Annotated in this window: 23 protein-coding genes and 1 pseudogene; 18 read left to right on the forward strand and 6 right to left on the reverse strand. The window is 71.6% G+C overall.

What is annotated here, in order from left to right; translation table 11 throughout:
- Positions 1–124: 124 nt before the first annotated feature.
- Positions 125–1,312 (reverse strand): thiolase family protein, encoded by a 1,188-nt coding sequence (locus BM085_RS07410; protein ID WP_093886480.1) that lies wholly within the window; start codon positions 1,310–1,312, stop codon positions 125–127.
- A gap of 110 nt (positions 1,313–1,422) precedes the next feature.
- On the opposite strand from BM085_RS07410, the gene BM085_RS07415 reads away from it, so the two are divergent.
- Positions 1,423–1,878 (forward strand): winged helix-turn-helix transcriptional regulator, encoded by a 456-nt coding sequence (locus BM085_RS07415; RefSeq protein ID WP_093886264.1) that lies wholly within the window; start codon positions 1,423–1,425, stop codon positions 1,876–1,878.
- 97 nt (positions 1,879–1,975) lie between these two features.
- On the opposite strand, the gene BM085_RS07420 is transcribed toward BM085_RS07415, so the two are convergent.
- On the reverse strand, positions 1,976–2,596 hold the full coding sequence (locus tag BM085_RS07420; RefSeq protein ID WP_031167537.1) for an L-threonylcarbamoyladenylate synthase: 621 nt from the start codon (positions 2,594–2,596) through the stop codon (positions 1,976–1,978).
- A 270-nt stretch (positions 2,597–2,866) separates the two neighbouring features.
- On the opposite strand from BM085_RS07420, the gene nadE reads away from it, so the two are divergent.
- The 3 genes from nadE to BM085_RS07435 all read left to right on the forward strand — a co-directional run bounded on the left by nadE (position 2,867) and on the right by BM085_RS07435 (position 5,652).
- Positions 2,867–3,697: an ammonia-dependent NAD(+) synthetase gene (gene nadE, locus BM085_RS07425; protein ID WP_093886265.1), complete on the forward strand. Its 831-nt coding sequence runs from the start codon at positions 2,867–2,869 to the stop codon at positions 3,695–3,697.
- 396 nt (positions 3,698–4,093) lie between these two features.
- The gene (locus tag BM085_RS07430; protein ID WP_245789183.1) at positions 4,094–5,305 is read left to right on the forward strand and encodes a monooxygenase; all 1,212 of its coding nucleotides are present in this window, start codon (positions 4,094–4,096) and stop codon (positions 5,303–5,305) included.
- A gap of 122 nt (positions 5,306–5,427) precedes the next feature.
- Positions 5,428–5,652 (forward strand): DUF2277 domain-containing protein, encoded by a 225-nt coding sequence (locus tag BM085_RS07435; protein WP_093886482.1) that lies wholly within the window; start codon positions 5,428–5,430, stop codon positions 5,650–5,652.
- Positions 5,653–5,747: 95 nt separating this feature from the next.
- Here BM085_RS07435 and BM085_RS07440 read toward each other — a convergent pair whose 3' ends face one another.
- The gene (locus tag BM085_RS07440; RefSeq protein WP_093886266.1) at positions 5,748–7,052 is read right to left on the reverse strand and encodes an MFS transporter; all 1,305 of its coding nucleotides are present in this window, start codon (positions 7,050–7,052) and stop codon (positions 5,748–5,750) included.
- Between the two features lie 122 nt (positions 7,053–7,174).
- Here BM085_RS07440 and BM085_RS07445 point away from each other — a divergent pair, with 122 nt between their 5' ends.
- From BM085_RS07445 to BM085_RS07465, 5 genes are all read left to right on the forward strand, one after another.
- Entirely contained in the window at positions 7,175–8,167 is a 993-nt protein-coding gene (locus tag BM085_RS07445; protein WP_093886267.1) for an Lrp/AsnC family transcriptional regulator, read from the forward strand.
- Complete coding sequence (locus BM085_RS07450) at positions 8,164–9,468, forward strand: M20/M25/M40 family metallo-hydrolase (RefSeq protein ID WP_093886268.1); 1,305 nt, start codon at positions 8,164–8,166, stop codon at positions 9,466–9,468. The genes BM085_RS07445 and BM085_RS07450 overlap by 4 nt, the downstream gene beginning before the upstream one ends.
- 245 nt (positions 9,469–9,713) lie before the next feature.
- On the forward strand, positions 9,714–9,962 hold the full coding sequence (locus BM085_RS07455) for a DUF6400 family protein (RefSeq protein WP_093886269.1): 249 nt from the start codon (positions 9,714–9,716) through the stop codon (positions 9,960–9,962).
- Positions 9,949–10,179, forward strand: coding sequence for a hypothetical protein (locus BM085_RS07460; protein WP_031167552.1), 231 nt, complete (start codon positions 9,949–9,951; stop codon positions 10,177–10,179). The genes BM085_RS07455 and BM085_RS07460 overlap by 14 nt, the downstream gene beginning before the upstream one ends.
- Positions 10,180–10,313: 134 nt before the next feature.
- Positions 10,314–10,718, forward strand: a complete 405-nt coding sequence (locus tag BM085_RS07465; RefSeq protein WP_093886270.1) for a RidA family protein — start codon at positions 10,314–10,316, stop codon at positions 10,716–10,718.
- An 18-nt stretch (positions 10,719–10,736) separates the two neighbouring features.
- Here the strand turns inward: BM085_RS07465 and BM085_RS07470 are convergent, their stop codons facing one another.
- Positions 10,737–10,967 (reverse strand): zinc-ribbon domain-containing protein, encoded by a 231-nt coding sequence (locus tag BM085_RS07470; protein ID WP_093886271.1) that lies wholly within the window; start codon positions 10,965–10,967, stop codon positions 10,737–10,739.
- A gap of 181 nt (positions 10,968–11,148) precedes the next feature.
- Between BM085_RS07470 and BM085_RS07475 the strand changes: the two genes are divergently transcribed.
- The 3 genes and pseudogenes from BM085_RS07475 to BM085_RS07490 all read left to right on the forward strand — a co-directional run bounded on the left by BM085_RS07475 (position 11,149) and on the right by BM085_RS07490 (position 14,773).
- Positions 11,149–11,886, forward strand: coding sequence for a lytic polysaccharide monooxygenase (locus tag BM085_RS07475; protein WP_093886272.1), 738 nt, complete (start codon positions 11,149–11,151; stop codon positions 11,884–11,886).
- Positions 11,887–12,030: 144 nt separating this feature from the next.
- A pseudogene (locus BM085_RS07480) lies at positions 12,031–12,630 on the forward strand (FAD-dependent oxidoreductase); the annotation flags it as partial.
- 298 nt (positions 12,631–12,928) lie between these two features.
- Entirely contained in the window at positions 12,929–14,773 is a 1,845-nt protein-coding gene (locus tag BM085_RS07490; RefSeq protein WP_093886483.1) for a glycoside hydrolase family 15 protein, read from the forward strand.
- Positions 14,774–14,919: 146 nt separating this feature from the next.
- Here BM085_RS07490 and BM085_RS07495 read toward each other — a convergent pair whose 3' ends face one another.
- Entirely contained in the window at positions 14,920–16,131 is a 1,212-nt protein-coding gene (locus BM085_RS07495) for a damage-control phosphatase ARMT1 family protein (RefSeq protein WP_093886273.1), read from the reverse strand.
- Positions 16,132–16,303: 172 nt separating this feature from the next.
- Here BM085_RS07495 and BM085_RS07500 point away from each other — a divergent pair, with 172 nt between their 5' ends.
- On the forward strand, positions 16,304–17,074 hold the full coding sequence (locus BM085_RS07500; protein WP_093886274.1) for a DUF72 domain-containing protein: 771 nt from the start codon (positions 16,304–16,306) through the stop codon (positions 17,072–17,074).
- Positions 17,075–17,144: 70 nt separating this feature from the next.
- The gene (locus BM085_RS07505) at positions 17,145–17,660 is read left to right on the forward strand and encodes a DinB family protein (RefSeq protein WP_093886275.1); all 516 of its coding nucleotides are present in this window, start codon (positions 17,145–17,147) and stop codon (positions 17,658–17,660) included.
- A gap of 383 nt (positions 17,661–18,043) precedes the next feature.
- Here the strand turns inward: BM085_RS07505 and lanL are convergent, their stop codons facing one another.
- On the reverse strand, positions 18,044–20,914 hold the full coding sequence (gene lanL / locus BM085_RS07510; protein ID WP_093886276.1) for a class IV lanthionine synthetase LanL: 2,871 nt from the start codon (positions 20,912–20,914) through the stop codon (positions 18,044–18,046).
- A gap of 343 nt (positions 20,915–21,257) precedes the next feature.
- Between lanL and BM085_RS07515 the strand changes: the two genes are divergently transcribed.
- The 4 genes from BM085_RS07515 (at position 21,258) to recD2 (ending at position 26,981) form a co-directional block, all read left to right on the forward strand.
- Positions 21,258–22,661: an N-acetylmuramoyl-L-alanine amidase gene (locus BM085_RS07515; RefSeq protein WP_093886277.1), complete on the forward strand. Its 1,404-nt coding sequence runs from the start codon at positions 21,258–21,260 to the stop codon at positions 22,659–22,661.
- A 225-nt stretch (positions 22,662–22,886) separates the two neighbouring features.
- Positions 22,887–24,005: an LLM class flavin-dependent oxidoreductase gene (locus tag BM085_RS07520; protein ID WP_093886278.1), complete on the forward strand. Its 1,119-nt coding sequence runs from the start codon at positions 22,887–22,889 to the stop codon at positions 24,003–24,005.
- Between the two features lie 97 nt (positions 24,006–24,102).
- The gene (locus BM085_RS07525; protein ID WP_093886279.1) at positions 24,103–24,720 is read left to right on the forward strand and encodes an FMN reductase; all 618 of its coding nucleotides are present in this window, start codon (positions 24,103–24,105) and stop codon (positions 24,718–24,720) included.
- Between the two features lie 98 nt (positions 24,721–24,818).
- Complete coding sequence (recD2, locus tag BM085_RS07530; RefSeq protein WP_093886280.1) at positions 24,819–26,981, forward strand: SF1B family DNA helicase RecD2; 2,163 nt, start codon at positions 24,819–24,821, stop codon at positions 26,979–26,981.
- The last annotated feature ends 7 nt before the right edge of the window (positions 26,982–26,988 follow it).

Consider the following 26,988-nt stretch of genomic DNA (forward strand, 5'->3'; position numbering starts at 1 on the left):
GGCGGGGACACCTCGGAGACCTTTCCGAGGAGGCATTCGCCGTAGGTGCCGGTGAAGGCGCGAGGGGGAAGAGGCCGGGGCCGTGCAGCGGCAGCCGGGCCGGCTCCGGGAGCCGGGCCCGCCGTCAGGACGTGACGGCCTCCAGGACGGTCGCGTTGGCCAGGCCGCCGGCCTCGCACATGGTCTGCAGCGCGTAGCGGGCGCCGCGCTGGTGCATGGCGTTGACGAGGGTGGTCATCAGGCGGGTCCCGCTGGCGCCGAGGGGGTGGCCCAGCGCGATGGCGCCGCCGTTGACGTTGACCTTGGCCGGGTCGGCGCCGGTCTCCCGCAGCCAGGCCAGCACGACGCAGGCGAAGGCCTCGTTGACCTCGAACAGGTCGATGTCGTCCAGCCGCAGCCCGGCCCGGCGCAGCACCTTCTCCGTGGCCGGGATGATGCCGGTCAGCATGGTCAGCGGATCGGAGCCGGTCACCGCGAAACTGTGCAGCCGCGCCTTCGGGCGCAGTCCGAGCCGGGCCGCGGTCTCGCCGGAGGCGATCAGCACGGCGGACGCGCCGTCGTTGATCGGGCTGGCGTTGCCCGCGGTCACCGACCAGTCGATCTGCGGGAAGCGCTCGGCGTAGGCGGGGTCGGCGTAGGCGGGGCGGAGCCCGGCGAGGATCTCGGGGGTGGTGCCCGGCCGTACGGACTCGTCGGCGGTCACCGTGCCCGCGTCCGTCGCGACGGGCGCGAGCTCGGCGTCGAACAGGCCGTCCGCGTGCGCCCGGGCGGCGCGCCGGTGCGAGGAGGCGGCGAAGACGTCCATCTCCTCCCTGCCGATCGACCACTTGGCCGCGACGAGCTCGGCGCTGATGCCCTGGGGGACGAGCCCCTCGGGGTAGCGGGCCGCCAGCCCCGGGCCGAAGGGGTCGGCGCCCGGCGGCACGTTGGACCACATCGGCACCCGGCTCATCGACTCGATCCCGCAGGCCACGACCAGGTCGTACGCCCCCGAGAGCACGCCCTGGGCGGCGAAGTGGACGGCCTGCTGGGAGGAGCCGCACTGGCGGTCGACGGTGGTCGCCGGGACGGACTCCGGGAAACCGGCCGACAGCCAGGCGTAGCGGGTGGTGTTCATCGCCTGCTCGCCCACCTGGTCGACGCAGCCGCCGATCACGTCGTCGACGAGTGCCGGGTCGACGCCGGAGCGGCCGACGAGAGTGCGCAGGGTGTGGGCGAGGAGGTCGACCGGGTGCACGCCGGCGAGCGCGCCGCCGGGCTTCCCCTTCCCGATCGGCGTCCGTACGGCCTCCACGATGACGGCGTCGCGCATGTCCATCGGCTCCTCGGGTCGGCCAGTCAGTTGGAAAACTGGACGAACTATAACCCGGTGAGTTGGATAAGCAAATGCACTGTCCTGACGCGCTGTCCTAAACTGGGCGGATGCACGACCCCCGTCCCTGCTCGATCGCCGACGCGCTCGGCGTGATCGGCGAGAAGTACTCCCTGCTGGTGCTCCGCGAGGCCTTCTGGGGGGTCCGGCGCTTCGACGCCATGGTCCGCAACATCGGGGCTCCGCGCGACATCCTGGCCACGCGCCTGCGTGCCCTCGTCGAGGCGGGCGTGCTGGAGAAGGTCCCCTACAGCGAGCGTCCGCCCCGCTCCGAATACCACCTCACCGACGCGGGCCGGGAGCTGCGGCCGGTGCTGCTCACCCTGATGAGCTGGGGCGACCGGCATCTCACCGAGCGCCCGTCGGTGGTGTTCCGGCACTCCTGCGGGAGCGATCTCGACCCGGTGGTGGTCTGCCGCGCCTGCGGCGAGGAGGTGACGGAGACCGCGCTCACCGCCCGTTTCCAGGTCCCGGGCTGGGGCCCCTCGGGGGCCCTGCCCGCCTGAGACCCGCTCACCACGTGCTTGGTGTGCCGCACCGCGTCGCCAGGGGTCACGCGGACTCCCATCCCCGGCGCGTCGGAGAACCCGGCCCTTCGCTCGCCTACTCGAAGAGGGACGGGTCGCCGGTGCCCCGGCGGAGGATCTCAGGCTCTCCCTGCGAGAAGTCGACGACCGTCGTCGGGGTGGCGCCGCACTCGCCGGAGTCGATGACGGCGTCCACCACGTGGTCGAGCCTCTCCTTGATCTCCCAGCCCTGCGTCAACGGCTCGGTCTCGTCGGGCAGCAGCAGGGTGCTCGACAGCAGCGGTTCGCCGAGCTCGGCCAGCAGCGCCTGCGTGACGACGTGATCGGGGATCCGGACGCCGACCGTCTTCTTCCGGGGATGCAGCAACCGCCGCGGCACCTCCTTGGTCGCGGGCAGGATGAACGTGTAACCGCCGGGGGTCGCCGCCTTGACCGACCGGAACAGCGCATTGCTCACATGAACGAACTGGCCGAACTGGGCGAAGTCCCTGCAGACCAGCGTGAAATGGTGGTCACTTCCGAGTTTGCGGATCTCTCTGATCCGGTCGATGCCCTCCTTGTTGCCCAGCCGGCACCCCAGCGCGTAGCACGAGTCCGTCGGGTACGCGATCAGCCCGTCCGCGTGCAGAAGCTCGACTATCTGGCTGATCAGCCGGGGCTGCGGGCTGTCCGGATGCACATCGAAATACTTCGCCACACCTTGGATCTTAGAAGGGGGCGCTCCACCGCGTGGCACGCGCCCCGCGGACGCCGGGTGCGGTGAGGCGTCCGCCGGGGCGGCGGTGGACTCGGCGGCACCGCGGCGGATGAGGACCTGAACCGACGCGCTCGGCTCGCTCCCCGCGAGGACCTGAGCCGACGTGCTCGACTCGCTCCCCGTAGAGTGCCTCCGTCCCCCGCACGCGCCTGTGGCCCCGGCCCGGCGGCGCGTGCCGCCCCCGCCCACGGGCCCGACCGAGGAGTAACCGTGACCGAGCCGGCGTCCACATCCCTGCAGCAGGAGATCGCCCGGGATCTCCAGGTGAGCGCGTCCTTCGACGTACGGCAGGAGATCGAGCGCCGGGTGGCCTTCCTCACCGACCAGCTGACCTCCGCCGGCCTGCGCTCGCTGGTGCTGGGCATCAGCGGCGGTGTGGACTCCACGACCGCGGGCCGGCTGTGCCAACTCGCGGTCGAGCGGGTCCGCGCCGCCGGGCGGGAGTCGACGTTCTTCGCGATGCGGCTGCCGTACGGCGCCCAGGCTGACGAGAAGGACGCGCGGCTGGCGCTGGAGTTCATCCGGCCCGACCGGGTCCTGACCGTCGACGTGAAGCCCGCCAGCGACGCCGCGCTGGAGGCGCTGCTGGCCGGCGGCATGGTCTTCCGCGACGCGCACCACCAGGACTTCGCGCACGGCAACATCAAGGCCAGGCAGCGCATGATCGCTCAGTACACGGTGGCGGGCGCGCACGAAGGGCTGGTCGTGGGCACCGACCACGCCGCCGAGGCGATCTCCGGCTTCTTCACCAAGTTCGGCGACGGCGCGGCCGACGTGGTCCCGCTCACCGGCCTCACCAAGCGGCGCGTGCGGGCCGTGGCGCAGGCTCTGGGCGCGCCGTCCGCACTGGTCCGGAAGATCCCGACCGCGGACCTGGAGACGCTGAACCCGGGCAGGCCCGACGAGGAGGCGCTCGGCGTCACCTACGACGACATCGACGACCTTCTGGAGGGCAAGCCGGTCGACGGGGCCGCCCTCGAGGCCATCGTCCGCCGCTACCGGCTCACCGAGCACAAGCGGCGGCCGCCGATCGCCCCCTGAGCCGGTCCCTCGTCAGCCGGGTCCCGAGCCGGACGACCTGTCGCCCCCTGAGCCGGTCCCTCGTCAGCCCGGCCCCGAGCCGGACGGCCTGGTCCTCCACGGCGATCTCCGCGGCCGCCGCCGGGCGGGGAGACCGGGCAGCGGGGACGGTCGCGTGACCTGGGCGGGCGCGGGGACGGTGTGTCGACTGCCACCTGCGGCGTAGCGGCGTCCTCGGTCGCACGGAGGAGTGCCACCGGCCGCATGGAGGAGTGGTTTCGACCTTCCGGCCGATGGAAAACGCGCCGGGAGCGAGGACTCTGGAGTGAGCGCCCGGGGTCCGGAACCCGACCGGAGTTCCCGCCCCGGCACGCGTCGGAGCCCACGGGTGGTCCCGTGGAGAACAGGGGGCGGGTTTTGAGACACGCAGTCCGGCCGGTGCGGTGGGTGGCCGGGATGGCCATCGCGCTCGCCACCGTCCTGCTCATCGCGTCATGCTCCGGACAGCGGCATCCGGCCGCCTCGAACGCCCCGAGCGCGGCGGCCGGGACCGGGGCGCACGGCGGTCACGGGAAACCGTTCACGCCACCGGCGGTGGCGCCGCTGCGGGCCTCCGAGCGATTCGTCAACCTGAAGCTGCCGCAGCCGTACACCCCGTCGGCGCCCTCCGGGGGGACCGACGAATACCGCTGCTTCCTGGTCGACCCCGGGCTGACCGGCCGGGCCTTCCTCACCGGCAGCCAGTTCCTGCCGCAGAACACCGACATCGTCCACCACGCGATCATCTTCCGGGTCGACCCCGGGCAGGCCGAGACGGCCGGAAAGCTGGACGCGAGCACGCCGGGTGAGGGGTGGACCTGCTTCGGCGACGCCGGCGTCGAGGACGGCGACTGGGTCGGTCACTGGGCTCCGGGCGCCGACGAGACGCTGCTCACGCAGAAGGTCGGCTACCCGATGCCGGCCGGCAGCAAGCTGATCATCCAGGTGCACTACAACCTGCTCGCCGCCGAGGGCAAGCCGGTCGGCAGCGACCAGTCCGGGCTCCGGCTGCGGCTCACCGACGGCGAGGCCGACCTCGCCCCGCTGATCACCGACCAGCTGCCGGCGCCGGTCGAGCTGCCCTGCACCGCCGAGGAGTCGGGCCCGCTGTGCGACCGCGAGGCCGCGGTCCGCGACGTGGTGCACCGGTTCGGGGACCAGGCCGGGAGATCCGTGACCGAGCTCAACGGGTTCTGCAACGGCGGCAGGCCGCCCGTGGCCGCCGCCACCCAGCACTGCGAGCGGAAGGCCGAGGGGCCCGCCACCGTCTACGCCGTCGCCGGGCACATGCACCTGCTCGGACGTTCGATCAAGGTGGAGCTCAACCCCGGCCGGCCCGGCGCGCGGACCCTGCTCGACATCCCCGCCTACGACTTCGACGAGCAGGCCATCCGCCCGCTGCCCGAGCCGGTGGCCGTCAAGGCCGGCGACACCCTCCGGGTGACCTGCACCCACGACGCCGGCCTCCGCAAGATGCTGCCCGCGATGCGCGGCCTGCCGCCTCGCTACGTCGTCTGGGGCGAGGGCACCAGCGACGAGATGTGCCTGGGACTGCTCATGCTGTCTCCCGCGGCCGGGGCGGCCGGCTGAGGGCGCCCGCGGCGGGCGGAGCACACCCCGATCCCGGTCTCGCCGCGCGAGGCCGGGATCGGCGACGGAACACGGGGGCGGGATGCCGGTGGGATGTCGGTGGCATGTCGTACGGTCATGCCATGTGCCGGAGCATCAAAACCCTTCGCGAACCGTACGCCAGCGACGTGACGACTGAGGACGTGCGTGCCGCCGCGCTTCAGTATGTCCGCAAGCTCTCCGGGTTCCGCGCCCCGTCCGCGCGTAACGCGGAGGCCTTCGACCGGGCCGTGGACGCCGTCGCCGCCGCCACGCAGACCCTGCTCGAGGACCTCCAGGTGAAGCAGGCCCCCCAGCGGCACCCGTAGGGACCGGCAGCCGGTCCGCCGCCAGGCGCGCGGCGGCGCTGTCCCGCGCCCTGGGCGGGATCCCCGGCAGGGCGCGGTGACGGCCCGCCGGCCTGTCAGCTCAGCGGCTGGTCCTTGGTCTCCTTGAGCGCGAAGAGGTAGACCAGGGTCGAGCCCAGGGCGAGCGCCGACATGTACCACCCGAACATCCCGGCGTTGCCGCCGTCGACCAGCGCCGTGCCCACCAGCGGAGCGGTGCCGCCGAACAGCGCGACGGTCAGGGAGTACGGGAAGCCGGCGCCCGACGCCCTGACCCGGGTGGGGAAGAGCTCGGAGTTGACCGCCGCCGAGATCGAGGTGAAGCAGCCGAGGAAGACCATGCCGACGCACTGGACGAGCAGCAGGCTGGCGAAGGAGTCGGTCAGCATCCCCATCAGCGGCACCGGCAGCACCGTGAACGCCAGGCCGAAGGCGATCAGCATCGGCCGTCGCCCGACCCTGTCCGACAGCATGCCGAGCAGCGGCTGCAGCACCATGAAGAACAGCAGTGAGACCGTGCCGACCTGGAGTGCCTCGGCCTTGTCGAACTTGACCGTGAGCTGGGCGTAGGTGGGCAGGAACGTCGTCCAGGTGTAGTAGGCGACGGTGCCCGCCATGGTGATACCGACGATCATGAATGCCTTGGTCGGGTAGCGGACCAGGAACTCGAAGAGCTTCGGCTTCTCGGCCACGCCGTTCTTGATGTCCTCGGCCAGGGTCGTGGTCTCCTCGGCGCCCTTGCGGATCCACAGCCCGACGAGGCTGGCCAGGGCGCCGACGACGAACGGGATGCGCCAGCCCCACGAGCCCATCTCGGCCTCGCTCAGGCCGGCGGCGAGGAGGGCGGCGAGGCCGGAGGCGAGGAGCTGGCCGATGGTGGTGCTGACGTACTGGAAGCTGGAGAACAGGCCGCGCCTGCCGGGCGGGGCGGACTCCACGAGGAAGGTGGTGGCGGCGGCGAACTCCCCGCCGACCGACAGGCCCTGGGTCAGCCGGGCGAGCGTCAAAATGATCGGCGCGAGCACGCCGGCCGACTCGTAGGTCGGAGTGACCGCCACCAGCAGCGATCCGGCGCCCATCAGGATGATCGTGAAGGTCATGGCGGCCTTGCGGCCGAACCGGTCGGCGAACGAGCCGACGAGCAGCCCGCCGAGCGGCCGCATGAAGAACCCGACCGCGAAGACCGCGAACGTGCTCAGCAACGGCACCATGCTGTTGCCCGCGCCCTTGGGGAAGACCTGGGTCGAGAAGTAGATCGCCAGGAACGAGTAGGTGTACCAGTCGAACCACTCGACGACGTTGCCGACGTTGGCGGCCATCAACTGGCGGACCCGGCTCCGTGGGACGCCGAGCGGGGCCGACCTGGGGGGAACTGTGGCCACGGGGGACTCCTCGGGCTTAGTGGTGTACGAAGTCTCTCAAGTCGCCTACCCTGCAACTAGATGATAGAAATAGTCAAACATCTTGAAGTCTTTTTATATTTCCGACACATAGACGAGCCTCCGTGACCATTTTGGATGATCTCGACCGCCGCCTGGTCGCCGCCCTCCAGGTCGCCCCCCGCGCGACGTGGGGCGAGATCGGCGGTGCCGTCGGCGAGCACGAACGGACCGTGGCCCGCCGCCTCCAGCGGCTGATGTCCACCGGAGCGGTGCGGGTCACCGCCATCCTCGACGAGCTGCGCTGCGGGCTCGGCACGCCGGTGCACCTGCACGTCCGAGTCAGCCCCTGTACGGCGGAGCAGGTCGCCGAGGCCCTCTCCACCCGGCCCGACACCCGTTCGGTCTACGCCGTCACGGGAGCCGCCGACATCGGCTGCGAGCTGGTGGCCCCCTCCAGGCACCTCCTGCACGAGATCCTGACCGCGCAGATCCCGGCCACCCCCGGCATCGCCCAGACCCGGACCCAGGTCGTGCTGCACACCTTCCAGACGGTGGCCGAGTGGCACGCGCCGTACCTCAGCGAGGAGCAGGTCGCGCGCCTGAGGGCCACCGCGCCGACGCCGGCCGGCCCGCTCCCGGAGCGCCTTGAGCTGACCGGTGCCGAGCGGGACATCGTCGGCCTGCTGGCCGACGACGGCCGCATCGGCTTCACCGCCATCGCCGAGCGGCTGGAGGTGTCCGTGCCGACCGCCCGCCGCCGGGTCGCGAGCCTCCTGGAGCGCGGGGCCGTGCACCTGCGCGCGGAGGTGGAGCCCGCGCTGCTCGGCCTGGAGGTGGAGGCCCAGCTCTGGCTCTCGGTCCGCGCCCACGGGCTGGACGAGGTGGGCGAGACGCTCGCCGCCCATCCGAGCGTGCGCTACTGCGCCGCCACCTCGGGCACCCACACCATGATCGTTCAGGTCGCCGTGGCTCACGAGGCGGAGCTCTACCGCTTTCTCACCGCCGTCGTCGGCCCGCTCGACGACGTCACCGACGTCAACGTCACCCTCATCACCCGTGCCTACAAGCGTGGTCACCTACGCAAGTCGGGCCTGCTCACCCTGGAGTGCCAATGACCCCCGCCGAGACCGAGGTAGCCGAGCTCTGCAGCGAGCTCATCCGCGTCGACACCAGCAACTACGGGGACGGCAGCGGCCCCGGCGAGCGCGCCGCCGCCGAGATCGTCATGGCCCGGCTCGCGGAGGTCGGCGCCGAGGCGACCTACGTGGAGAGCGCGCCGGGCCGGGGCAACGTCGTGACCAGGATCGAGGGCTCCGACCCCGGCCTGCCTGCGCTGCTGGTCCACGGCCACCTGGACGTGGTGCCCGCCGACGCCGCCGACTGGACCGTCGACCCGTTCGCCGGCGAGATCCGGGACGGCTACATCTGGGGCCGGGGCGCGGTCGACATGAAGGACATGGACGCCATGATGCTGGCGGTCCTGCGGCAGATGGCGACCGAGGGCCGCAAGCCCCGGCGCGACGTCGTCTTCGCCTGGGTGGCCGACGAGGAGGCGGGCGGCGAGTACGGCGCCAAGTACCTCACCGCCAAGCACCCCGAGCTGTTCGACGGGGTCGACCACGCCATCAGCGAGGTCGGCGGCTACTCCCTGGAGGTCGACCCCTCGCTGCGGCTCTACCTGATCGAGACCGCGCAGAAGGGCCTGGCCTGGATGCGCCTGGTGGCCGGCGGCACCGCCGGGCACGGCTCCATGCTCAACTCCGACAACGCGGTCACCGAGGTCGCCAAGGCGGTGGCCAGGCTCGGCTCGCACGAGTGGCCGCTCAACCTGACGCCGACCGTGCGCCGTTTCCTGTCGGAGGTGGCCGACGCCTTCGGCCTGCCCTTCGACCCGGAGGATCCGGCGCCGATCATCGAGGCCATCGGCCCGCTGGCCCGGTTCGTCGGCGCGACCCTGCGGCACACGACCAACCCGACCATGCTCGCCGCGGGCTACAAGGCGAACGTGATCCCCGGCCAGGCCAGTGCCGTGGTGGACGGCCGGTTCCTGCCGGGCCTGGAGGAGGAGTTCCTGTCCACGGTGGACGAGCTGCTCGGCCCGGACGTCCGGCGTGAGTACATCACCCACGACATCGCGCTGGAGACCACGTTCGACGGCGAGCTGGTCGAATCGATGATCGCGGCGCTGAAGGCGGAGGACCCGACCGCCCGGGCGGTGCCGTACTGCATGTCGGGCGGCACCGACAACAAGACCTTCTTCGCCGACCTGAACATCAGGGGCTTCGGGTTCGTCCCGCTGCGGCTGCCCGCGGAGATGGACTTCGCCGCGATGTTCCACGGCGTCGACGAGCGGGTGCCGGTGGACGCCCTGCGGTTCGGCACCCGCGTCCTCGACCGGCTGCTGACGAACTACTGAGAACACCGGCGGCGTCCCCCTCCCTGGGGGACGCCGCCGTGAGTTACGTCACGAACAAGGCACGAAAAGCGACATAAGGTATATAAAGGACAAGGCTTCCTTTTCAGAAGAGGCCACATCCCCGCACACATTCGCGTGATCGCAAAGAATCCCCCCGGCCCGGCCCTCACCGCGCCCCCGTGGAGACCGGACCTTCCGCCGATCACCCGGACACCATGTCCGCCACCCCATCGGAAGGTCGCGCCATGAGTCAGGAAAACCCCGGCGCACCCGCCGCCTTCGAGATCGACCTCACCCTGGAGGAGGCCCGCCGGCGCGCCGCGGTCATGGCGGCGGTCGGACCGGACTGGGACCCGCCGGCGGTGCTGCGGGCCGAGGAACTGGCCTACGACCTCCTCTACTCCGGCCTCGACGAGCGGCAGCAGGAGACCTACGACATGCTCGTGGCCGCCGGAGTCCTCCCGCGAAGGGGGCCGGGCCATGCTGCCGCTTGATCCCCACGCCGACCTGGGACGCAGGGCCTGGGTGCCATGCCCCGGCTGCCGCGACGACAAGGACTGCGGAGCCTGCCTCGACGGCCGGAACTGCGGGGAGCACTGGCGCTACCTCATCGGCAACACCGGCAGCCGCCTGCATCTGCAGTGCCCGGCGTGCACCCACCTGTGGGATCACGAGACCCACTTCGGCGCCGGCGGGACCGCCCCGTTCTGACGGGCGCGCCCACGCTCGCGGGCGGCGGCCCCGGCCGACCGGACACGCCACCGGAGCTTTCGCCCGGTCCCGGCCCGTATGGCACAGTCTCATGTGATCTTCCGTCCGACCTCTGAGACACCGGGAACGGCACCATGACGCACATCGATTTCAGCACTCCCCCGACGCTGCCGGCGACCAACGGCTACAGCCACGTCGCCGGCGTCCCGGCCGGCAGCCGGCTCGTCTGGACCTCGGGCCAGGTCCCGATCGCCGCGGACGGGACACCGGCCGCCGCGGGCGACTGGGAGGCCCAGACGCGCCTGGCCATGCGGAACGTCGGAGCCGCCCTCGAAGCGGGCGGCGCGACCTGGGACGACGTTTTCAAGCTCACGATCTTCGTCGTCGACACCTCGGCGCTGCCCGTCATCCGGGCCGTGCGGGACGAGTTCGTCAACGTGGAGCGGCCGCCGACGAGCTCGCTCGTGCAGGTGGCGGGCCTCTTCCGGCCGGACGTCCTGGTCGAGATCGAGGCGGTCGCGGCGGTTCCCGCGACCTGACGGCGGACGGGGCGACCGTCAGCGGACCGCCAGACGGTCCGCCTCGTCCTTCGAGATGTCACAGGACGCCCCGCAGAAGGTGCACTGCACTCCGTACTTCGTCCGTACCGGGAACAGCGGGACGAAGAACAGGCTGAACTTGGTGACCCTCCTGGACAGCACCTGCGCCGCCGTGTTGCCGCAGTTGCGGCAGAGGAGCGTCAGCACGCCGAGCCGGTGGGTCACGGTGCGGAGGCCGAAGATGAGCATCCCCCAGTCCTACCCGACGGAGCCTGCCGGTGGCCCGCCGGGCGGGCCGGGTCTCGCCGCCGAGGAGTCCGCGCAGGGCGCCGGGCATCCGGCGAAGGCCGGGGAATCGCATGACTCAAGCATTTACTGTTAGGAAACTTTCCTTTACGTTGGGCTTATCCCCCCAGTAAAGGAGTACCACGTGCGAAGAACGATCAACTTCCTCGCAGCGTCGATCATCGCCATCGGGGCCACGGTGTTCATCGCCACACCGGCTCACGCGCACGGCTACATATCGTCGCCACCGAGCAGGCAGGCCATGTGCGCCCAGGGCCGCGTGGCCAACTGCGGTGAGATCATCTATGAGCCACAGAGCGTGGAAGGGCCCAAGGGCCTGCGGAGCTGCAGCGGCGGCAACTCCCGGTTCGCCCAGCTCGACAACGAGAGCAAGGGCTGGCCGGCCACGAGCGTGGGCAACTCGGTCACCTTCAACTGGGTGCTGACCGCTCGCCACGCCACCAGCACATGGGAGTACTACGTCGGCGGCACCCGGATCGCGGTGTTCAACGACCAGGGCCGCCAGCCCGGCGCCACGGTCTCGCACAGCGTGAACCTGGGCGGCAGGTCAGGCCGGCAGAAGGTCCTCGCGATCTGGAACATCGCCGACACCCCGAACGCGTTCTACTCGTGCGTCGACCTGCAGGTCGGCGGTGGCTCCCCCAACCCCGATCCGACCCCGACCACCGGCCCGACCCCGACCGTGAGCCCGACCCCGACCACCGGCCCGACGACCCCGGCCGGCACCTGGGCCGCGGGCACCGCCTACCAGGTGGGTTCCCAGGTCACCTACGGCGGCGCGAGCTACCGGTGCATCCAGGCGCACACCGCGCTCCCCGGCTGGGAGCCGCCGAACGTCCCGGTGCTCTGGCAGCGGCTCTGACCCCCTGAGGTCGGTCCCGTAGCTCTCGCCCGAGCGGGCGGTGCCCGGCCGCGTTCACGAGCCTCGCGGCCTCGGCCGCAACTTCGTCGAGGCCACCCTGTCGCGTGGCGACAAGGTGGCCGCGGCCGCCTACGCCAGGACTGCGACCGGCTGGGCGTCACCGTCCTGGAGCACACCGGTGTCGAAGCCGTCGAAGCGACGCGGGTGCTGTGCGCCGACGCCACCGCCCTGGCGTCCGACGCGACCGTGTGGACGGCCGGGTTCGCGGTCAGCCCCCTCGCCGCCGCCGGCGGACTGGAGGTCACCGAGAACGGTCAGATCGTCGTCGATCGCACCATGCGGTCGGTCTCGCACCCGAACGTGTACGCCATCGGTGACAGCGCCTACGCCATCGGCGACAACGGCCGGCCGCTGCCGATGTCCTGCGCTTCGGCCGGCTACACCGGCCGGCAGGCTATCGAGGCGATCGTGGGACGCCTGACCGGGCGCACGATCGCGAACATCAAGCTGGTCTACACGTACAACCACATCAGTCTCGGGCGGCGGGACGGGATCCTGCAGACGGTCGGCGACGCAGGGCAGGCAAAGCCGAAGTACAGGGGCGGCCGGAAGCCCGCACGGATCAAAGCGGGCATACTCAAGATGGCGCTGTGGGCCACCTCGCACCCCACCTACGGCATGCCCAAGCGCAGGCACCGCCTGGCCGCCGCGCCGGACGCGATCGCCGGGAAGGTGCTCGCGTAACCACCTCACGTGGTCCGCGTGGACAGCACCGCCACTGATCGCTTCGACCCCACAGCGGGTAGGCCGGTGAGGCCAGGCCGAAACCGCTGGCCTCACCGGCCTACCGGCTGCTGGGCTCCGCCGCCGACGCCGAGGAGACCGTGCAGGACGCGTTCTCGCACTGGCAGGCCGCCGACCGGCAGCGGATCAAGGTGCCGGAAACCTGCCAGGTCCTTGACGCGGCGCAGACCCCGGCGAGCCTCCGCGGCACGTAGCTTGAGGGCGTGAGGTGCGGGGCTGTGACGGTGGGAAGATCGAGATGACGGCAGCGGGGTCCGCTCATCGCCCGGGTCCGGCGGGCGCCTCTCGTTACCCGCCGATCGCCGACCACGGGCTGATCGGTGATCTGCGCAGCGTGGCGCTCGTGGACACCGGCGGCACGATCGGCTGGTACTGCTGCCCACGCTTCGACGCGCCGAGCGTGTTCGCCTCGATCCTGGACGCCGACCGGGGCGGGTCGTTCGAGCTGGCCGCCGACCTGCCGGCGCGGACCAAGCAGTTCTACTTCCCCGACACCAACGTGCTGATCACCCGGTTCTTCGCCGCCGACGGGGTGGGCGAGATCCAGGACTTCATGCCGGTCGTCGTCGCCGGCTCGGCCGAGGACGGCAGGCACCGGCTGATCCGGCGGGTGATGTGCGTGCGGGGGTCGCTGCCGTTCCGGGCGCGGGTGGCGCCCCGCTTCGACTACGGCAGGCAGTCGCACGACCTGAGCATGCGGGGCGGCCGGGCGGTCTTCGAGTCGCCGTCGCTCTCGCTGTCCCTGAGCGCCAGCGCGCCCATGGAGACCGACGGCCCGGACGTGTGGTCGGAGTTCAAGCTCACCGAGGGCGAATGCGCGGTCTTCGCCCTCGACAAGCTCGGCGACGGCGTGGAGCCCCGGTCGTGCCCGATCGCCGAGGCCGAGGAGGAGTTCGCCGCCACGGTCGCGTACTGGCGGCGCTGGCTGTCCACGTCGCGCTACCGCGGCCGATGGCGGGAGATGGTGCACCGTTCCGCGCTGACGCTGAAGCTGCTCACCTACGCGCCGACCGGCGGGATCGTGGCGGCGGCGACGACCAGCCTCCCCGAGCAGCCCGGCGGCGAGCGCAACTGGGACTACCGCTACGTCTGGATCCGCGACTCGGCGTTCTGCGTGTACGCCCTGCTCCGGCTGGGGTTCAGCGAGGAGGCCGCGGCGTTCATGAACTTCCTGTCCGAGCACGTCAGCCGGGACTGCGGCAGCCCGTCGGGCCCGCTGCAGATCATGTACGGCATCGACGGGCGCACCGAGCTGCCCGAGGTCGAGCTGTCCCATTTCGAGGGCTATCAGGGCTCCGCCCCGGTGCGCACCGGCAACGGCGCCGTCCACCAGCTCCAGCTGGACATCTACGGTGCTCTCATCGACTCCGTCTACCTCTACGACAAGATGGGCCAGCCGATCTCCAGCGACCACTGGGAGGAGATCCACACGCTGGTGGACTGGGTCTGCGACAACTGGGACCAGCCCGACGAGGGCGTCTGGGAGACGCGCGGCGGGCGCAAGGACTTCGTCTACTCGCGGCTGATGTGCTGGGTGGCGATCGAACGGGCCATGCGGATGGCCGGCCATCGCGGGCTGCCCGCCGACACGCCCCGCTGGCAGCGGGCCCGCGACGCGATCTACCGGCAGATCATGCGACGCGGCTGGTCCCCCCGGCTGCGGGCGTTCGTCCAGCATTTCGACGACGATGTCCTGGACGCCTCCATCCTGATGATGCCGCTGGCCAAGTTCGTCTCCCCCACCGACCCGAAGTGGCTGTCGACCCTCGACGCCCTCGGCAGGACCCTGGTCTCCGACTCCCTGGTGTACCGCTACGACCCCCTGGCCAGCCCGGACGGGTTGCGGGGACAGGACGGCACGTTCTCGATCTGCTCGTTCTGGTACGTCGAGGCGCTCACCCGCGCCGGGCGCCTGGACGAGGCGCGGCTGGCCTTCGAGAAGATGCTCACCTACGCCAATCACCTCGGCCTGTACGCCGAGGAGATCGGGCAGACCGGCGAGCAGCTCGGCAACTTTCCGCAGGCCTTCACCCATCTCGCGCTGATCAGCGCCGCGTTCAACCTCGACCGCGCCCTCGGGTAGCCGTCCGGGACACGTGCCGGTGACCGCCACGGCCGATCACCCCGGGACACGTGCCGGTGACCGCCACGGCCGATCACCGGCACGTTCACCGGGGCGACGCCCCCTCCCCGGCGCGGTTCCCGGGCGCCCCGCCGTCACCCGCGCGGCTACGTCCTGGCCTGGATCACGGCGTGCGTGCCGCTGGTGCGCCAGGGCCGCCCGCTCGCGTCCAGCTCCGTGACGACGTCGGCGCCGAGGCCGACCACGACGTCGGACTTCAGGGTGCGCAGGGCCGCCACCGGCCCGGGGAAGTATCCGACGGCCGAGGCGAACGGCGTGGCCGGCGGCCACATCCGGTCGCCGACGAGGCGCCGGTAGTTCAGATCACCCTTCATGATCGTCAGTGACACGGAGGCGAACTCCTCCCTCAGGTCGCCGGGCATCTCGCTGTAGGGCAGGGGCGCGCACGAGAAGACGTGTGCCCGTACGGCCAGCCGCCCCGAGCCCATCGCGCTCCACAGGCGCTCCCCCGCCTCCCCCGCCCGGCCCCCCGCGGCCGACAGCCGCCGCACGCAGGCGATGACGTCCGCGGGCACGGCGTCGGAGACGTAGTACGGCACGGGCTTCACATGCAGCAGAACCTCCCGCACCTGCCGCGCGTGCAGCAGGTGATCGATCAGGGCGAGGTCCGGCAGCAGCTCGCCTGCCGCGTTGTCGGCGACGAAGCAGATCCGCGCGGGGCGCGGGCCGTCCACCGCCGACCAGAGGAGGTCGCTGTCGTCGGCCGGCAGGTCCGTCGTCCGGCCGCCGTCCTGCGCCCCTCCGGCGGAGAGGCGGAATCCGAGGTCCGCCTGGTTTCCCCACAGCGCCCTCTGGAGCAGCGTCTGCGCCTGCTCCTCCGCGGGCATGCCGGGCAGGCCGTCGAGCGCGCGGAGCTCGGCGTCGACTCCCTTGCCGAGCAGCTCGGCCCGTTTGAAGGGCTCGAACGGGTCTATGCCCTGCCACGGCCCCGGATCGAAGTATCCGACCGCGGCGAGGAGCTTGCGGTAGAAGTAGCTCTCCGCCCACAGGAACGGCGCGTCGTCCCAGCGTCCCCCGACATGGCCCCGGTCCCAGCTCTCCCAGAGCTCACGGTCGTGCACGGCCCCCTCCAGGGGACCGATCACCCCGTCGGTGATCTCCCTGAGCAGCAGGTCGAGCGCGCGCCGGCGGTCGGGACCGTACGGCGTGGCGTCACCGACCTTCCGGATCAGGGCGGGGTGCCGGTCGTGGAGAACACTCCAGGGGAAGGAGCCGGGAACGTTGCTCCGGATCACCGGCGGATCGCCGGAGGGCATCGCGGGCTCTCCGGACCGCCTCCGGACGTCGTCATCCGCCATCTGCCGCTCCCCCGATCCGCCGCGCCGCCGCACCTTCGGCGGTCCGGCGGGCGCATGCTGTCTCAGTAGTATCCGCCACCCCCGCGGTGTGGCCGCGGGTGGTGTCGGGGGTGGCGGTGGCGGGCAGATCCTGCCCCATGGAGGAGGCGGGGATCGACGGGGCGGGACCGTGATGATGCGGGTGGGGACGTCCGGCTGGCAGTACGCCGACTGGCGCGGGGTGCTGTATCCCCCTGCCCTGGCCCGGCGGCTGTGGCTGGAGCGGTACGGCGAGAGCTTCGAGACGGTCGAGAACAACAACACCTTCTACCGGCTGCCGGCCCGCCGGACCTTCGAGGACTGGAGGGACCGCACCCCGGACACCTTCGTCATGGCGGTCAAGGCGAGCCGCTTCCTCACCCACGTCAAACGGCTGAAGGATCCCGAGGAGCCCGTCGAGCGCCTGCTGGCGGCGGCCGACGGGCTGGGGACCAAGCTCGGGCCGATCCTCCTGCAGCTCCCGCCGACGCTGACGGCCGACCCCGGACGGCTCGGCGCGTGCCTGCGCTGTTTCCCCGCCGATGTGCGTGTCGCCGTCGAGCCGCGGCACGCCTCCTGGTGGAGTGATCCCGTGCGCGAGGTGCTGTCGGCGCACGGCGCGGCCCTGTGCTGGGCCGACCGGCTCGGCCACCCGCGGACGCCCCTGTGGCGGACCGCCGACTGGGGTTACCTCCGCTTCCACGAGGGGCGAGCCGCCCCCTGGCCCGCGTACGGCGACGGCGCGCTCCGTTCCTGGCTGCGCCGGCTGGGCGAGGCCTGGGACGACCGCTGCGACGTCCATGTGTACTTCAACAACGATCCGGGCGGCGCCGCGGTGCGCGACGCCGCCCGGTACGCGGAACTCGCCGCCGCCGAGGGGTGGCCCGTGAGCCGCACGCCCGCCCGCCCCGCCCGAGGCGGATGAGGCAGCGCTCAACGAGGTCCCGCTCATTAATCATTCGACTGCCCCTCCGACCTGCGGGAAACTTCTCACGATGACGCCACGAACCGATACGCCTCCCACCTGGAACGAGCGCACGCAACTGATCACCTTCCTGGACTACGCCCGTGACACGGCGCGAGCCAAGTGCGAGGGCGTGTCCGCGGACGACGCCCGCAGGGCCCCGCTTCCGAACTCACCGCTGATGACCCTGTGTGGGCTGATCAGCCATCTGCGGTGGGTCGAGCACCACTGGTTCCAAGTGATGTTCCTGGGGGAGGAGCCCGCCGGTCCGCTCACACAGGCGAGCGACGACGACCCCGACCCCGAGATGCGGACCGCGGTCGACATTCCGTTGCCCCGGCTTCTCGCCGAATATGAGGAGCAGAGCGACCGCTACCGTCGTCTGCTGTCCGACCACGACCTGAACTCAAGGGCCAAGCGTCCCATCCGCGACGGCCGCCACGTGGACCTCCGCTGGGTGATCCTCCACCTCATTGAAGAAGTCTCCCGACACAACGGGCATCTCGACATCGTGCGAGAGCTCGTCGACGGACGGACCGGCGTCTAGGCAGCCAGCGCTGCGAAGTGTGAGGTCCTCGTCGGAGCGAGGGGCACACCCATCAGCCACGCGTCAATCCGTGTTTTGTCCAGCTGGTAGGCCCATCGCTTACTGATGTTGCAGGGATCAGCTCAGAACCCGCCGGACGCGACGACACCGAAGACCTCGTTCCCACCCAGAACACATAGAGCAGCCCCATGATCACAGCTGTGATCATGGGGCTGCTCCGTTTTGGATAATTCGCCGGCAGTGTCCCGGGTTCGGGAGTGCGGGGCCTTTACCTCAGTCGCCCGTCACGTCAGTTGTCGGTGCACCCGAAGTGCCTGATGCAGTTGGTCAGCCGGAGCGCCTCGTTGACGCCCGGCTCCAGCTCCTGGAGAGCCTGCAGGTCCTCAACGTCGAAGGACATGGTCTTCACCTCCTGTGGTCGGCGGAACCGCCTCTGATACGGCCCGCTCTTCTTTCGTCGCCGTCCCGTCGCGAACGGCGAGCCTGGGGGCGTCGTCGGGCATCCACAGCCGGGGATGCCCGTGACGCAGCCGGAGGAGGAAGGCGACGACGCCCGCCGTACCTCCGAGGAAGGTGGGTGAGAAGCCCGCCTGGGCGTCGGGCACGAGCAGCCGGCCGGAACGGCCGACCGCCCTGAACTCCAGGCAGGCGGCCAGGTCCCGGGCCCACCGGTGGTAGCGGTCGTCGCCGGTGAGGCCGGCCATGTCGAGCAGGAACTCGCCGTCGCCGGGGAGCCCGTGGCACGGCACCGGCCCCGACTGCCATCGGGTGCGGTGCACGGCCGCCGCCGCCCCGCGCGCGAGGTCCAGTGCCTTCGGGTCGCCGGTGGCGTGCCAGTACCTCACCAGGAAGGAGCCGATTCCGGAGGATCCGCTGCACCAGTACGGCCTGCGGGGACGCACCGTCCCCGGGTCGCCGCGGAGGGTCGGCCACCAGGCGGTGTCCCCGTCGACGTCCGCGTGCGCGTAGAGGGCGCGGGCGACCTCGTGCACGGTCGCCGTCCAGTCCGGCCGGTCGAGGACCCGGCCCGCGTGGAGCAGCGCGGTCCCGATCCCGGCGATGCCGTGCGCGAAGCCGAAGTGGTTGGCTCCGGCGAGGCCGGAGTCGAACGTCCGCGGTGTCGGCCACTGCGGGTGGCCGTCCAGGTACGACCGCGCGTCGTGCAGGTTCTGGAACGCCGTGGCGGCGCGTTCCCGAAGCGCCGGATCGCCCGACCGCAGCGCGACGCGCAGGACCGCCATGCCGCATCCGGCCAGCCCGTGCGTCACGTCCGGGCTGGGGTGATCCGTCGGCAGCAGGCTCGCCGCCCGCACCGCGTACCGAGCCAGCCCGGCGTCGTCCAGGGCCGTCGCCGCGTCGTACAGCGCCCACACCGCTCCGGAGCGGCCGAAGTGGAGGCCGGGCCGCCAGGCGTCCTCCTCCGCCAGCCGCAGCCGCAGCCGGTGGGAGAGCGCGGCGACCGCGCCGGCCGCCTCCGGTGCGGGCATGGCCAGCGTCAGGACGCCGAGGACGCCCGCCGCACCGGCGTGCACCGAGCACGGATCCGCTTCGGGCCCGCCGGAGGCGTCGGACCACGCAGCCAGGCCGCCGTCGCCCGGATCCGCCGCCTCCACCAGGTGCGCGATCCCGCCGTCGATCAGCCGATCGATCCGGTGGGAAAGCCGGGCCTCGCCGCCGGACCGCCCGGTCCCGGACCCGCCGGCGGCCGGCTCGGGTGTGAGCCCGGCGGCACTCCGGCGGGTGGGTTCCGCGGCGCCCGGCCCGGAGGCGACCTCGCCGGAGGTGAACCCGACGACATTCGGCCTGGGGGTGAGTTCGGCGAGGAAGCGCTCGCATCGCTCCAGGGGCCAGCGGCGTTCCGGCTCCGCCGCCAGCAGGCCCTCCGCCAGTGGCCGCAGCAGGGCCAGCGTGGGGTTGGCGGTGGCCACCGCCGCGACCCGGCCGGAGCCCGGCAGGTCCAGGTCGGGGTCCGGCGGGTCCAAGTGGGCGCCGACGGCGAGGAAGTACGCCATCGCGCCGAGGCTGTAGAGGTCGGCGCCGCCGTCCGGGGCGGGCCGGGGCTCCCCGACGTGCTCCACCAGCTCCGGCGCCAGGTAGCCCGGGGTCCCGCCCACCATGACGGTGTCACCCGGTACGGCCGCGTGCTCCAGGTCGATGAGCCGGAGCTCGCCGCCGGGGAGCAGCATCACGTTGTTCGGCGAGAGGTCGCCGAACACGTGTCCCCGGCCGTGCACCGCCTTAAGCAGCCCGACCAGCCGGCCGAGGACGGGCAGGACCTCCGCCGCCCCGTTGCCGAAACCGGTCTCGCCCAGCGGACCGGCGTTCCCGTCCGACCAGCGTTGCAGCGTGATCCCCGGCACGCGCTCCTCGACGAGGAAGGCGTGCCCGCCCTGCTCGAAGAAGTCCACCACGGCCGGCACCGCCCCGGTCGCCGCGAGATCCTCAAGGCGGGAGCGCTCCGTCGCCACCCGGTCCCGCGCGTCCCTGCCGCTCAGATCGGCGCACGCGTGCGGGCGGCCCTCCTTGACGACCACCTCGCGCCCCGTCCTGGTGTCCTCGGCGAGATACACCCCGCCCCGGTTCGCGTGCCGTACGGCTTCGCGGACGACGAACCGGCCGTTCAGCATGACCGCGGCCGCTCCGGGCCGGCGGCCCGCCGCCGGAGCCTCGAACGGGCAGACCGCGAACGGCGGCGGGGAGAAGCGCGGCTCCCGCGCGTCGTGGACGAGGTGGCCCTCCGGTGAGCGCAGCCGGATCTCGTAGAACCCGTCGTTGCCGAGCGTCCGGTGGCCGCGGAAGGCGCCGTAGCGGTAGTGCACGATCCCGCCCGCTCGGTAGGGGCGGTCGGAGAGGATCACGGGTCCGGGAAGGCCCCGGGTGACCTCGTCCAGCAGGGCGGCCAGGCGGACCGACTCCGCGTCGTCGCGCGGGTAGACGGTGATGAACTTCCCGGCCTGCGCGCGGCTGCAGTGCGGTTCGAGGAATTTCCAGTAGTCGTCCAGCCGGGCGGGGAACTTGAAGGCGCACCCGGCTCCGGCCAGCACCCGTGAGACGCGGGAGAGCACCACGGGAGCGGAGAGCATCGTCGCGGAGACGTGCAGCTTCCACCCCTGGTCGGGGATCGCGTACGTGTCCGGAGCGACCTTGCACCAGAGTCCGTCGTCAGTGATCGACCACTTCCGGGCGCTCGCGCGCCCGAGCTCGGCGGTCACGATGTCGCAGAGGATGGCGGGATCTCCCGAACGCGTCCTCACGTGGACCCCTCCCGGTCGCCGGGGTTGTTTCTCGCAGGACCCGAGATTGACGGAGAACACTTGCCAATGACTGGAATTTCAATTGCCTGCGAGGTGAGAGGGGGTTTATCCGGTGAGAAAAAAATCTTCACCGAATTGGTCACGCCACTATTCGCATTTATGGCCACGCCTGCTTCGGGCGCCAGCGGAAACGGCTGTACGCGGCACGGCCGACCGAGGAAGAAAATTATCATTCACTTATAAAGTAATGTCAATTATTTACATTTGTCATGAATTCACCTTACTGTGCGGCCATAACCGATATCAGGTGAGACAGGGATGTCCAGGCCCCCGAGGAGGCCCCGTGCAGAACACCCGGGCGCACACGCCACACCGATTAGCCGTGGTCCTGACCGCGACCATGACCATCCTTCTGGGGGTGCTCGCCCAGGGGGCGAGCGCCGCTCCGGCCGCCCCCCTGGCCCGGGCCTTCGCCCGCGCGGCCACCGCCCACGACGTCCCCCGCGACCTGCTCGTCGCCCTCGCCTACGCCGAGACCCACCTCGACGGGCACAACGGCGCGCCGAGCGCGAGTGGCGGGTACGGGATCATGCACCTGGTCGCCAACCCCACCACCCACACCCTGGAGAAAGCCGCCGAGCTCACCGGACTGCCGGTCGCGACCCTGCAGAAGGACGACGCGGCCAACATCATCGGTGGCGCCGCCCTCCTGCGCTCCCACGCCGACGCGCTCGGACTCGACGCCGCCGCCAGGAAGGACGCCGGCCGCTGGTATCCGGCCGTGGCCGCCTACGCCAACGCCTCCACCCCCGAGGTGGCCCGGCTGTACGCCGACACCGTCTACGAGCTGCTCGGCAGGGGCCTGCGGGCCCCCGCGCGCGACGGTGAGACCATCACCGTCGCCCCCCGGGAGGTCGAGGCCGAGCGCGGCGCCTACGCCCGCGCCCGCGACCTCAACGCCCAGTTCGCCGCCCCCGACTACCCCAACGCCGGCTGGGTGGCCGCCAGCTCCGCCAACTACACCGCCTCCAGTCGCCCCTCCGCCTACGCCATCGACCGCATCGTCATCCACGTCACCCAGGGCTCCTACGCCGGCACCATCTCCTGGTTCCAGAACCCCAGCGCGAGCGTGTCGGCCCACTACGTCGTGCGCTCCTCCGACGGCGCCGTCACCCAGATGGTCCGCGACAAGGACGTCGCCTGGCACGCCGGCAACTGGAGCTACAACACCCGCTCCGTCGGCATCGAGCACGAGGGCTACGTCAGCGACGCCTCCTGGTTCACCGACGCGATGTACCGCGCCTCGGCCGCGCTGACCCGCCACATCGCCGACCGCTACGGCATCCCCAAGGACCGCGCCCACATCATCGGGCACAACCAGGTGCCGGGCGCCACGCACACCGACCCGGGCCCGAACTGGGACTGGACCAGGTACATGCAGTACGTCACCGGCGGGAGCGGCCCCGCCCCCGGCAAGTACTGGGTCGACACGCATTCCGCGGCGCCGGGCCACTCCTCTCCGGGAGGGACGCGTACGGGGAGCCTGAACCAGGGGACCAACTACGTCTACTGCCGCACCTGGGGCCCGAACGTCCAGGTCGGCGGCGACTACAACCACTGGTGGCTGAAGACCGACCTCGACTCGGGCAGCCCGTGGCAGAACCAGTGGGTGTCGGCGTACTACCTCGCGCGGTGGGGCAACGACGTGGCCAAGGACAACAGCGGCAACGACATCCCCAACTGCTGACGGACCGTACCCGCGCGCACGGACCGCCGACGGCGGCGGTCCGTGCGCGCGTCCGCCGCCAGGGGCGCCGCCCGCGATGCCGCCAGGCCACCGGGCGACAAAGCCACCGAGTCGTCGGACCACCAAGCCACCGGGTCGCCGGGTCGCCGGGTCGCCGGGAATAATCCTCTCACCACGACGTTAGGGGTAGTTGAAAGTTCAATGGTATTGAGGAAGGTGAGCACGATGCAGTTCGGGATCTTCACCGTGGGCGACGTCACCACAGACCCCACCACGGGCAGGACACCGAGTGAGCACGAGCGGATCAAGGCGATGGTCGCCATCGCGCTCAAGGCGGAAGAGGTCGGCCTCGACGTCTTCGCCACCGGCGAGCACCACAACCCGCCCTTCGTGCCATCGTCGCCGACGACCATGCTCGGCTACATCGCCGCGCGGACCGAGCGGCTCATCCTCTCCACCTCCACGACCCTGATCACCACCAACGACCCGGTCAAGATCGCCGAGGACTTCGCGATGCTGCAGCACCTGGCCGGCGGGCGCGTCGACCTGATGCTGGGCCGCGGCAACACCGGGCCGGTCTACCCCTGGTTCGGCAAGGACATCCGGCAGGGCATCCCGCTGGCCATCGAGAACTACGCGCTGCTGCACGAGCTGTGGCGCAAGGACGTGGTGGACTGGGAGGGCCGCTTCCGCACTCCCCTGCAGTCCTTCACCTCGACGCCGCGGCCGCTCGACGGCGTGCCGCCGTTCGTCTGGCACGGCTCGATCCGCAGCCCGGAGATCGCCGAGCAGGCCGCCTACTACGGCGACGGCTTCTTCGCCAACAACATCTTCTGGCCCAAGGAGCACTTCGTCCGCCTGATCGAGCTGTACCGGCAGCGCTTCGCCCACTATGGGCACGGCACTCCGGAACAGGCCGTCGTCGGGCTCGGCGGTCAGGTGTTCATGCGGAAGAACTCGCAGGACGCCGTGCGGGAGTTCCGCCCCTACTTCGACAACGCGCCCGTGTACGGCCACGGCCCGTCGCTGGAGGAGTTCACCGATCAGACGCCGCTCACCGTGGGCAGCCCACAGGAGGTCATCGACAAGACCCTGACCTTCCGGGACTCCTTCGGCGACTACCAGCGCCAGCTGTTCCTGATGGACCACGCCGGCCTGCCGCTGAAGACCGTGCTGGAGCAGCTCGACATCCTCGGCGAGGAGGTCGTTCCCGTGCTCCGCAGGGAGTTCGCCGCCGGACGGCCGAGCGAGGTGCCGGACGGGCCCACTCACGGAGCCCTGGTCGCCCGCCGCGACGCCGAGGCGGGCGAGGGATCCCCCGTCCCCGCCGGCTCCCCGGCCTGACCGCTCCGCGCCCGCACCCCGGAGCGCTTCCCCGAAGCGCCCCGTCACCCCTGAGGCGCTCCCCCAGAAGCGCCCGCTCACCCGTGAAAGAGGAAAGATGAAGCCCCTGAAGCTCGTGGCCGTCTCGGCGGGCCTCAGCCAGCCCTCGTCGACCCGGCTGCTGGCCGACCGCCTGGCCGAGGCGGCCAGGCGGCACCTGGCGGAGGAGCGCGCGACCGAGGTGCGCGTGGTCGAACTGCGCGACCTGGCCACCGACATCGCCAACACCATGGTGACCGGCTTCCCCGGCGCCGCGCTACGTGAGGCGATCGAGGCGGTGACGGAGGCGGACGGAGTCATCGCCGTGACGCCGATCTTCACCGCCTCCTACAGCGGCCTGTTCAAGTCGTTCTTCGATGTGATCGACAACACCGCGCTCGCCGGAAAGCCCGTGCTCATCGCGGCGACCGGCGGCACGGCCCGGCACTCGCTCGCCCTTGAGCACGCCCTGCGCCCGCTGTTCGCCTACCTGCGCGCGATCGTCGTGCCCACCGCCGTCTACGCCGCGTCCGAGGACTGGGGCACGGGCGGGGACGACCGTACCGAGGGCCTCGCCGTCCGCATCTCCCGCGCGGCGGAGGAGCTGGCCGATCTGGTGCTGCGCAGGCCGGCCGCCGCCGAGCCGATCGACGCCGTCATCCCGTTCGCGCAGCAGCTCGCGGCGCTGCGCCCCTGACCGGGGAGGGGACGGGTGCGAGCCGGGCACCCGGACTGTCACAGCCGCCCGCTAGTGTCCTGCGGTGAGATGCCGCACATGATCCCGGGGAGCGTACGGTGACCGTGCTCGCGAAGCCGTACCTGACGGACGTGGACGCCTCCGTCGAGCAGCTGGTGTACGTCCGCGAAGACGAATACACCGTCGCGCGGATGAGCTCCGAGGGCCTGGCCGGGTTCGTCGCCTCGGGCCGCGCGCTGGCCGGGGTTCAGCCCGGGGAGACGCTGCGGCTGGCCGGGGAGTGGGAGGAGCACCCGCGCCACGGCAGCCGTCTGGTGGTCCGGCGGTGCGAGCGGGTGGTCCCCTCCACGGTGCGCGCGATCACGCTCTACCTCGGCTCGGGCCTGATCCGCGGGATCGGGCCGCGGCTCGCCCACGCCATCGTCAGCCACTTCGGCGAGCGGACGCTCACGGTCATCGACACCGAGCCGGGGCGCCTCACCGAAGTCGTCAACATCGGCGCCGCGCGGCAGGCCCAGATCGTCCAGGCGTGGGCGGAGCAGAAAGAGGTCGCCGCACTGATGGTCGTCCTGCAGGGCTTCGGGATCAGCCCGCTGCTCGCGACCAAGATCTACCAGGTGTACGGCAACGACTCGCGCGACGTCCTCACCCGCGACCCGTACCGGCTGATCGGCCAGGTCAGGGGGATCGCCTTCCACACCGCCGACCGGATCGCACTGCGTTCGGGGGTGCCGGAGCACAGCCCGCAGCGGATCAAGGCGGCGGTCCTGGACAGGCTGGAGACGGCGGCCGCCCGCGACGGGCACTGCTTCCTGCCGCTGCCCGCCCTGCTCGCGGCGGCGGCCGGCCTGGTCGAGCAGGAGGAGGAGCTGATCCGCCGGGCGGTCGACGCGCTGCTCGCCGAGCGCCGGGTGGTCGTCGAGACGGCGCCGGCCGGCCCTGGCCAGGTGGTGTACGCCAAGGAGCAGCACGGCCGCGAGGTGGCGCTGGCGGCGCACCTGGCCAGGCTCCTGCGGGCCCGCTCGACACTGCCGCTGCGCGCGTTCGAGGAGCACGAGGGGCTGGACGAGGACCAGCGGGCGGCCGTGAACCTGGCGCTGACCAGCACCGTGTCCGTCCTGACCGGTGGTCCCGGCTGCGGCAAGAGCCACACGGTGCGGGTCATCGCGGCGACCGTGCGGGCGATGGGCGGCACGGTGACCCTGACCGCGCCGACGGGCAAGGCGGCCAAGCGCCTGTCGGAGCTCACCCGCCTGCCCGCCATGACCGTGCACCGGCTGCTCGCCCGGCAGCCGGAGCGGGAGGAGGGCACGCTGTTCCAGCAGTCCCCCGCGGAGGCGGACCTGATCGTGGTGGACGAGGCGTCGATGCTGGATTTGCAGCTGGCCACCCGGCTGACGGCGGCGATCCCGGCGGGCAGCCATCTTCTGCTGGTCGGCGACAGCGACCAGCTTCCCAGCATCGGGCCCGGCAGCGTGCTGGCCGACCTGCTGCGTGTGGAGGAGGTCCCGCGCATCCGGCTGACCCGCGTCTTCCGGCAGGCGCAGGACAGCGGGATCGTCCGGGCCGCCCACCGGATCCGGGCGGGCGAGCTGCCCGAGCTGCCCGGCAGGGGCGGTTTCTGGTTCGAGGAGCTCGACGATCCGGACCAGGTGGCCGACCGGGTGGTCCACCTGGCGACGGAGGCGATCCCCCGCAAGCAGGACGTCGGCCGGGACCAGGTCCAGGTGCTGTGCCCGATGCGCAAGGGCGCGACGGGCACGGCGGAGCTCGGCCGCAGGCTGCAGGAGCGGCTGAACCCGGCGCGCGAGGGCGCGGCCGAGCACTGGTCGGGCCCGTCGGTCTTCAGGGTGGGCGACCGTGTCATGCCGATCCGCAACAACTACGACAAGGGTGTGTTCAACGGGGAGACCGCCACGGTCACGGCGGTGAACCCGCAGGACCGGCTGGTGGAGATCCGCACCGACGACGGCGAGAGCGTGGCCTACACCTTCGACGAGCTGGATGAGCTGACCCACTCCTACGCGATCAGCGTGCACCGCTCCCAGGGCAGCGAATACCCGTTCGTGGTGGCGCCGATCGTCGCCGAGGCCGGGGGCGTGATGCTGCGCCGCAGGCTGCTGTACACCCTGGTCACCAGGGCGAAGGCGTGGGTGGTCCTCGTCGGCCAGCGCGAGGCGCTGGAACTGGCCGTGCACCGGCTCGGCTACCGCAGGAACACCGGCCTGGCCCTCCGGCTCGCCCTGAGCCTGGAGAGCTGACGACACC

Source organism: Streptosporangium canum, from assembly GCF_900113865.1.
In the GTDB taxonomy this organism is placed as follows: domain Bacteria; phylum Actinomycetota; class Actinomycetes; order Streptosporangiales; family Streptosporangiaceae; genus Streptosporangium; species Streptosporangium canum.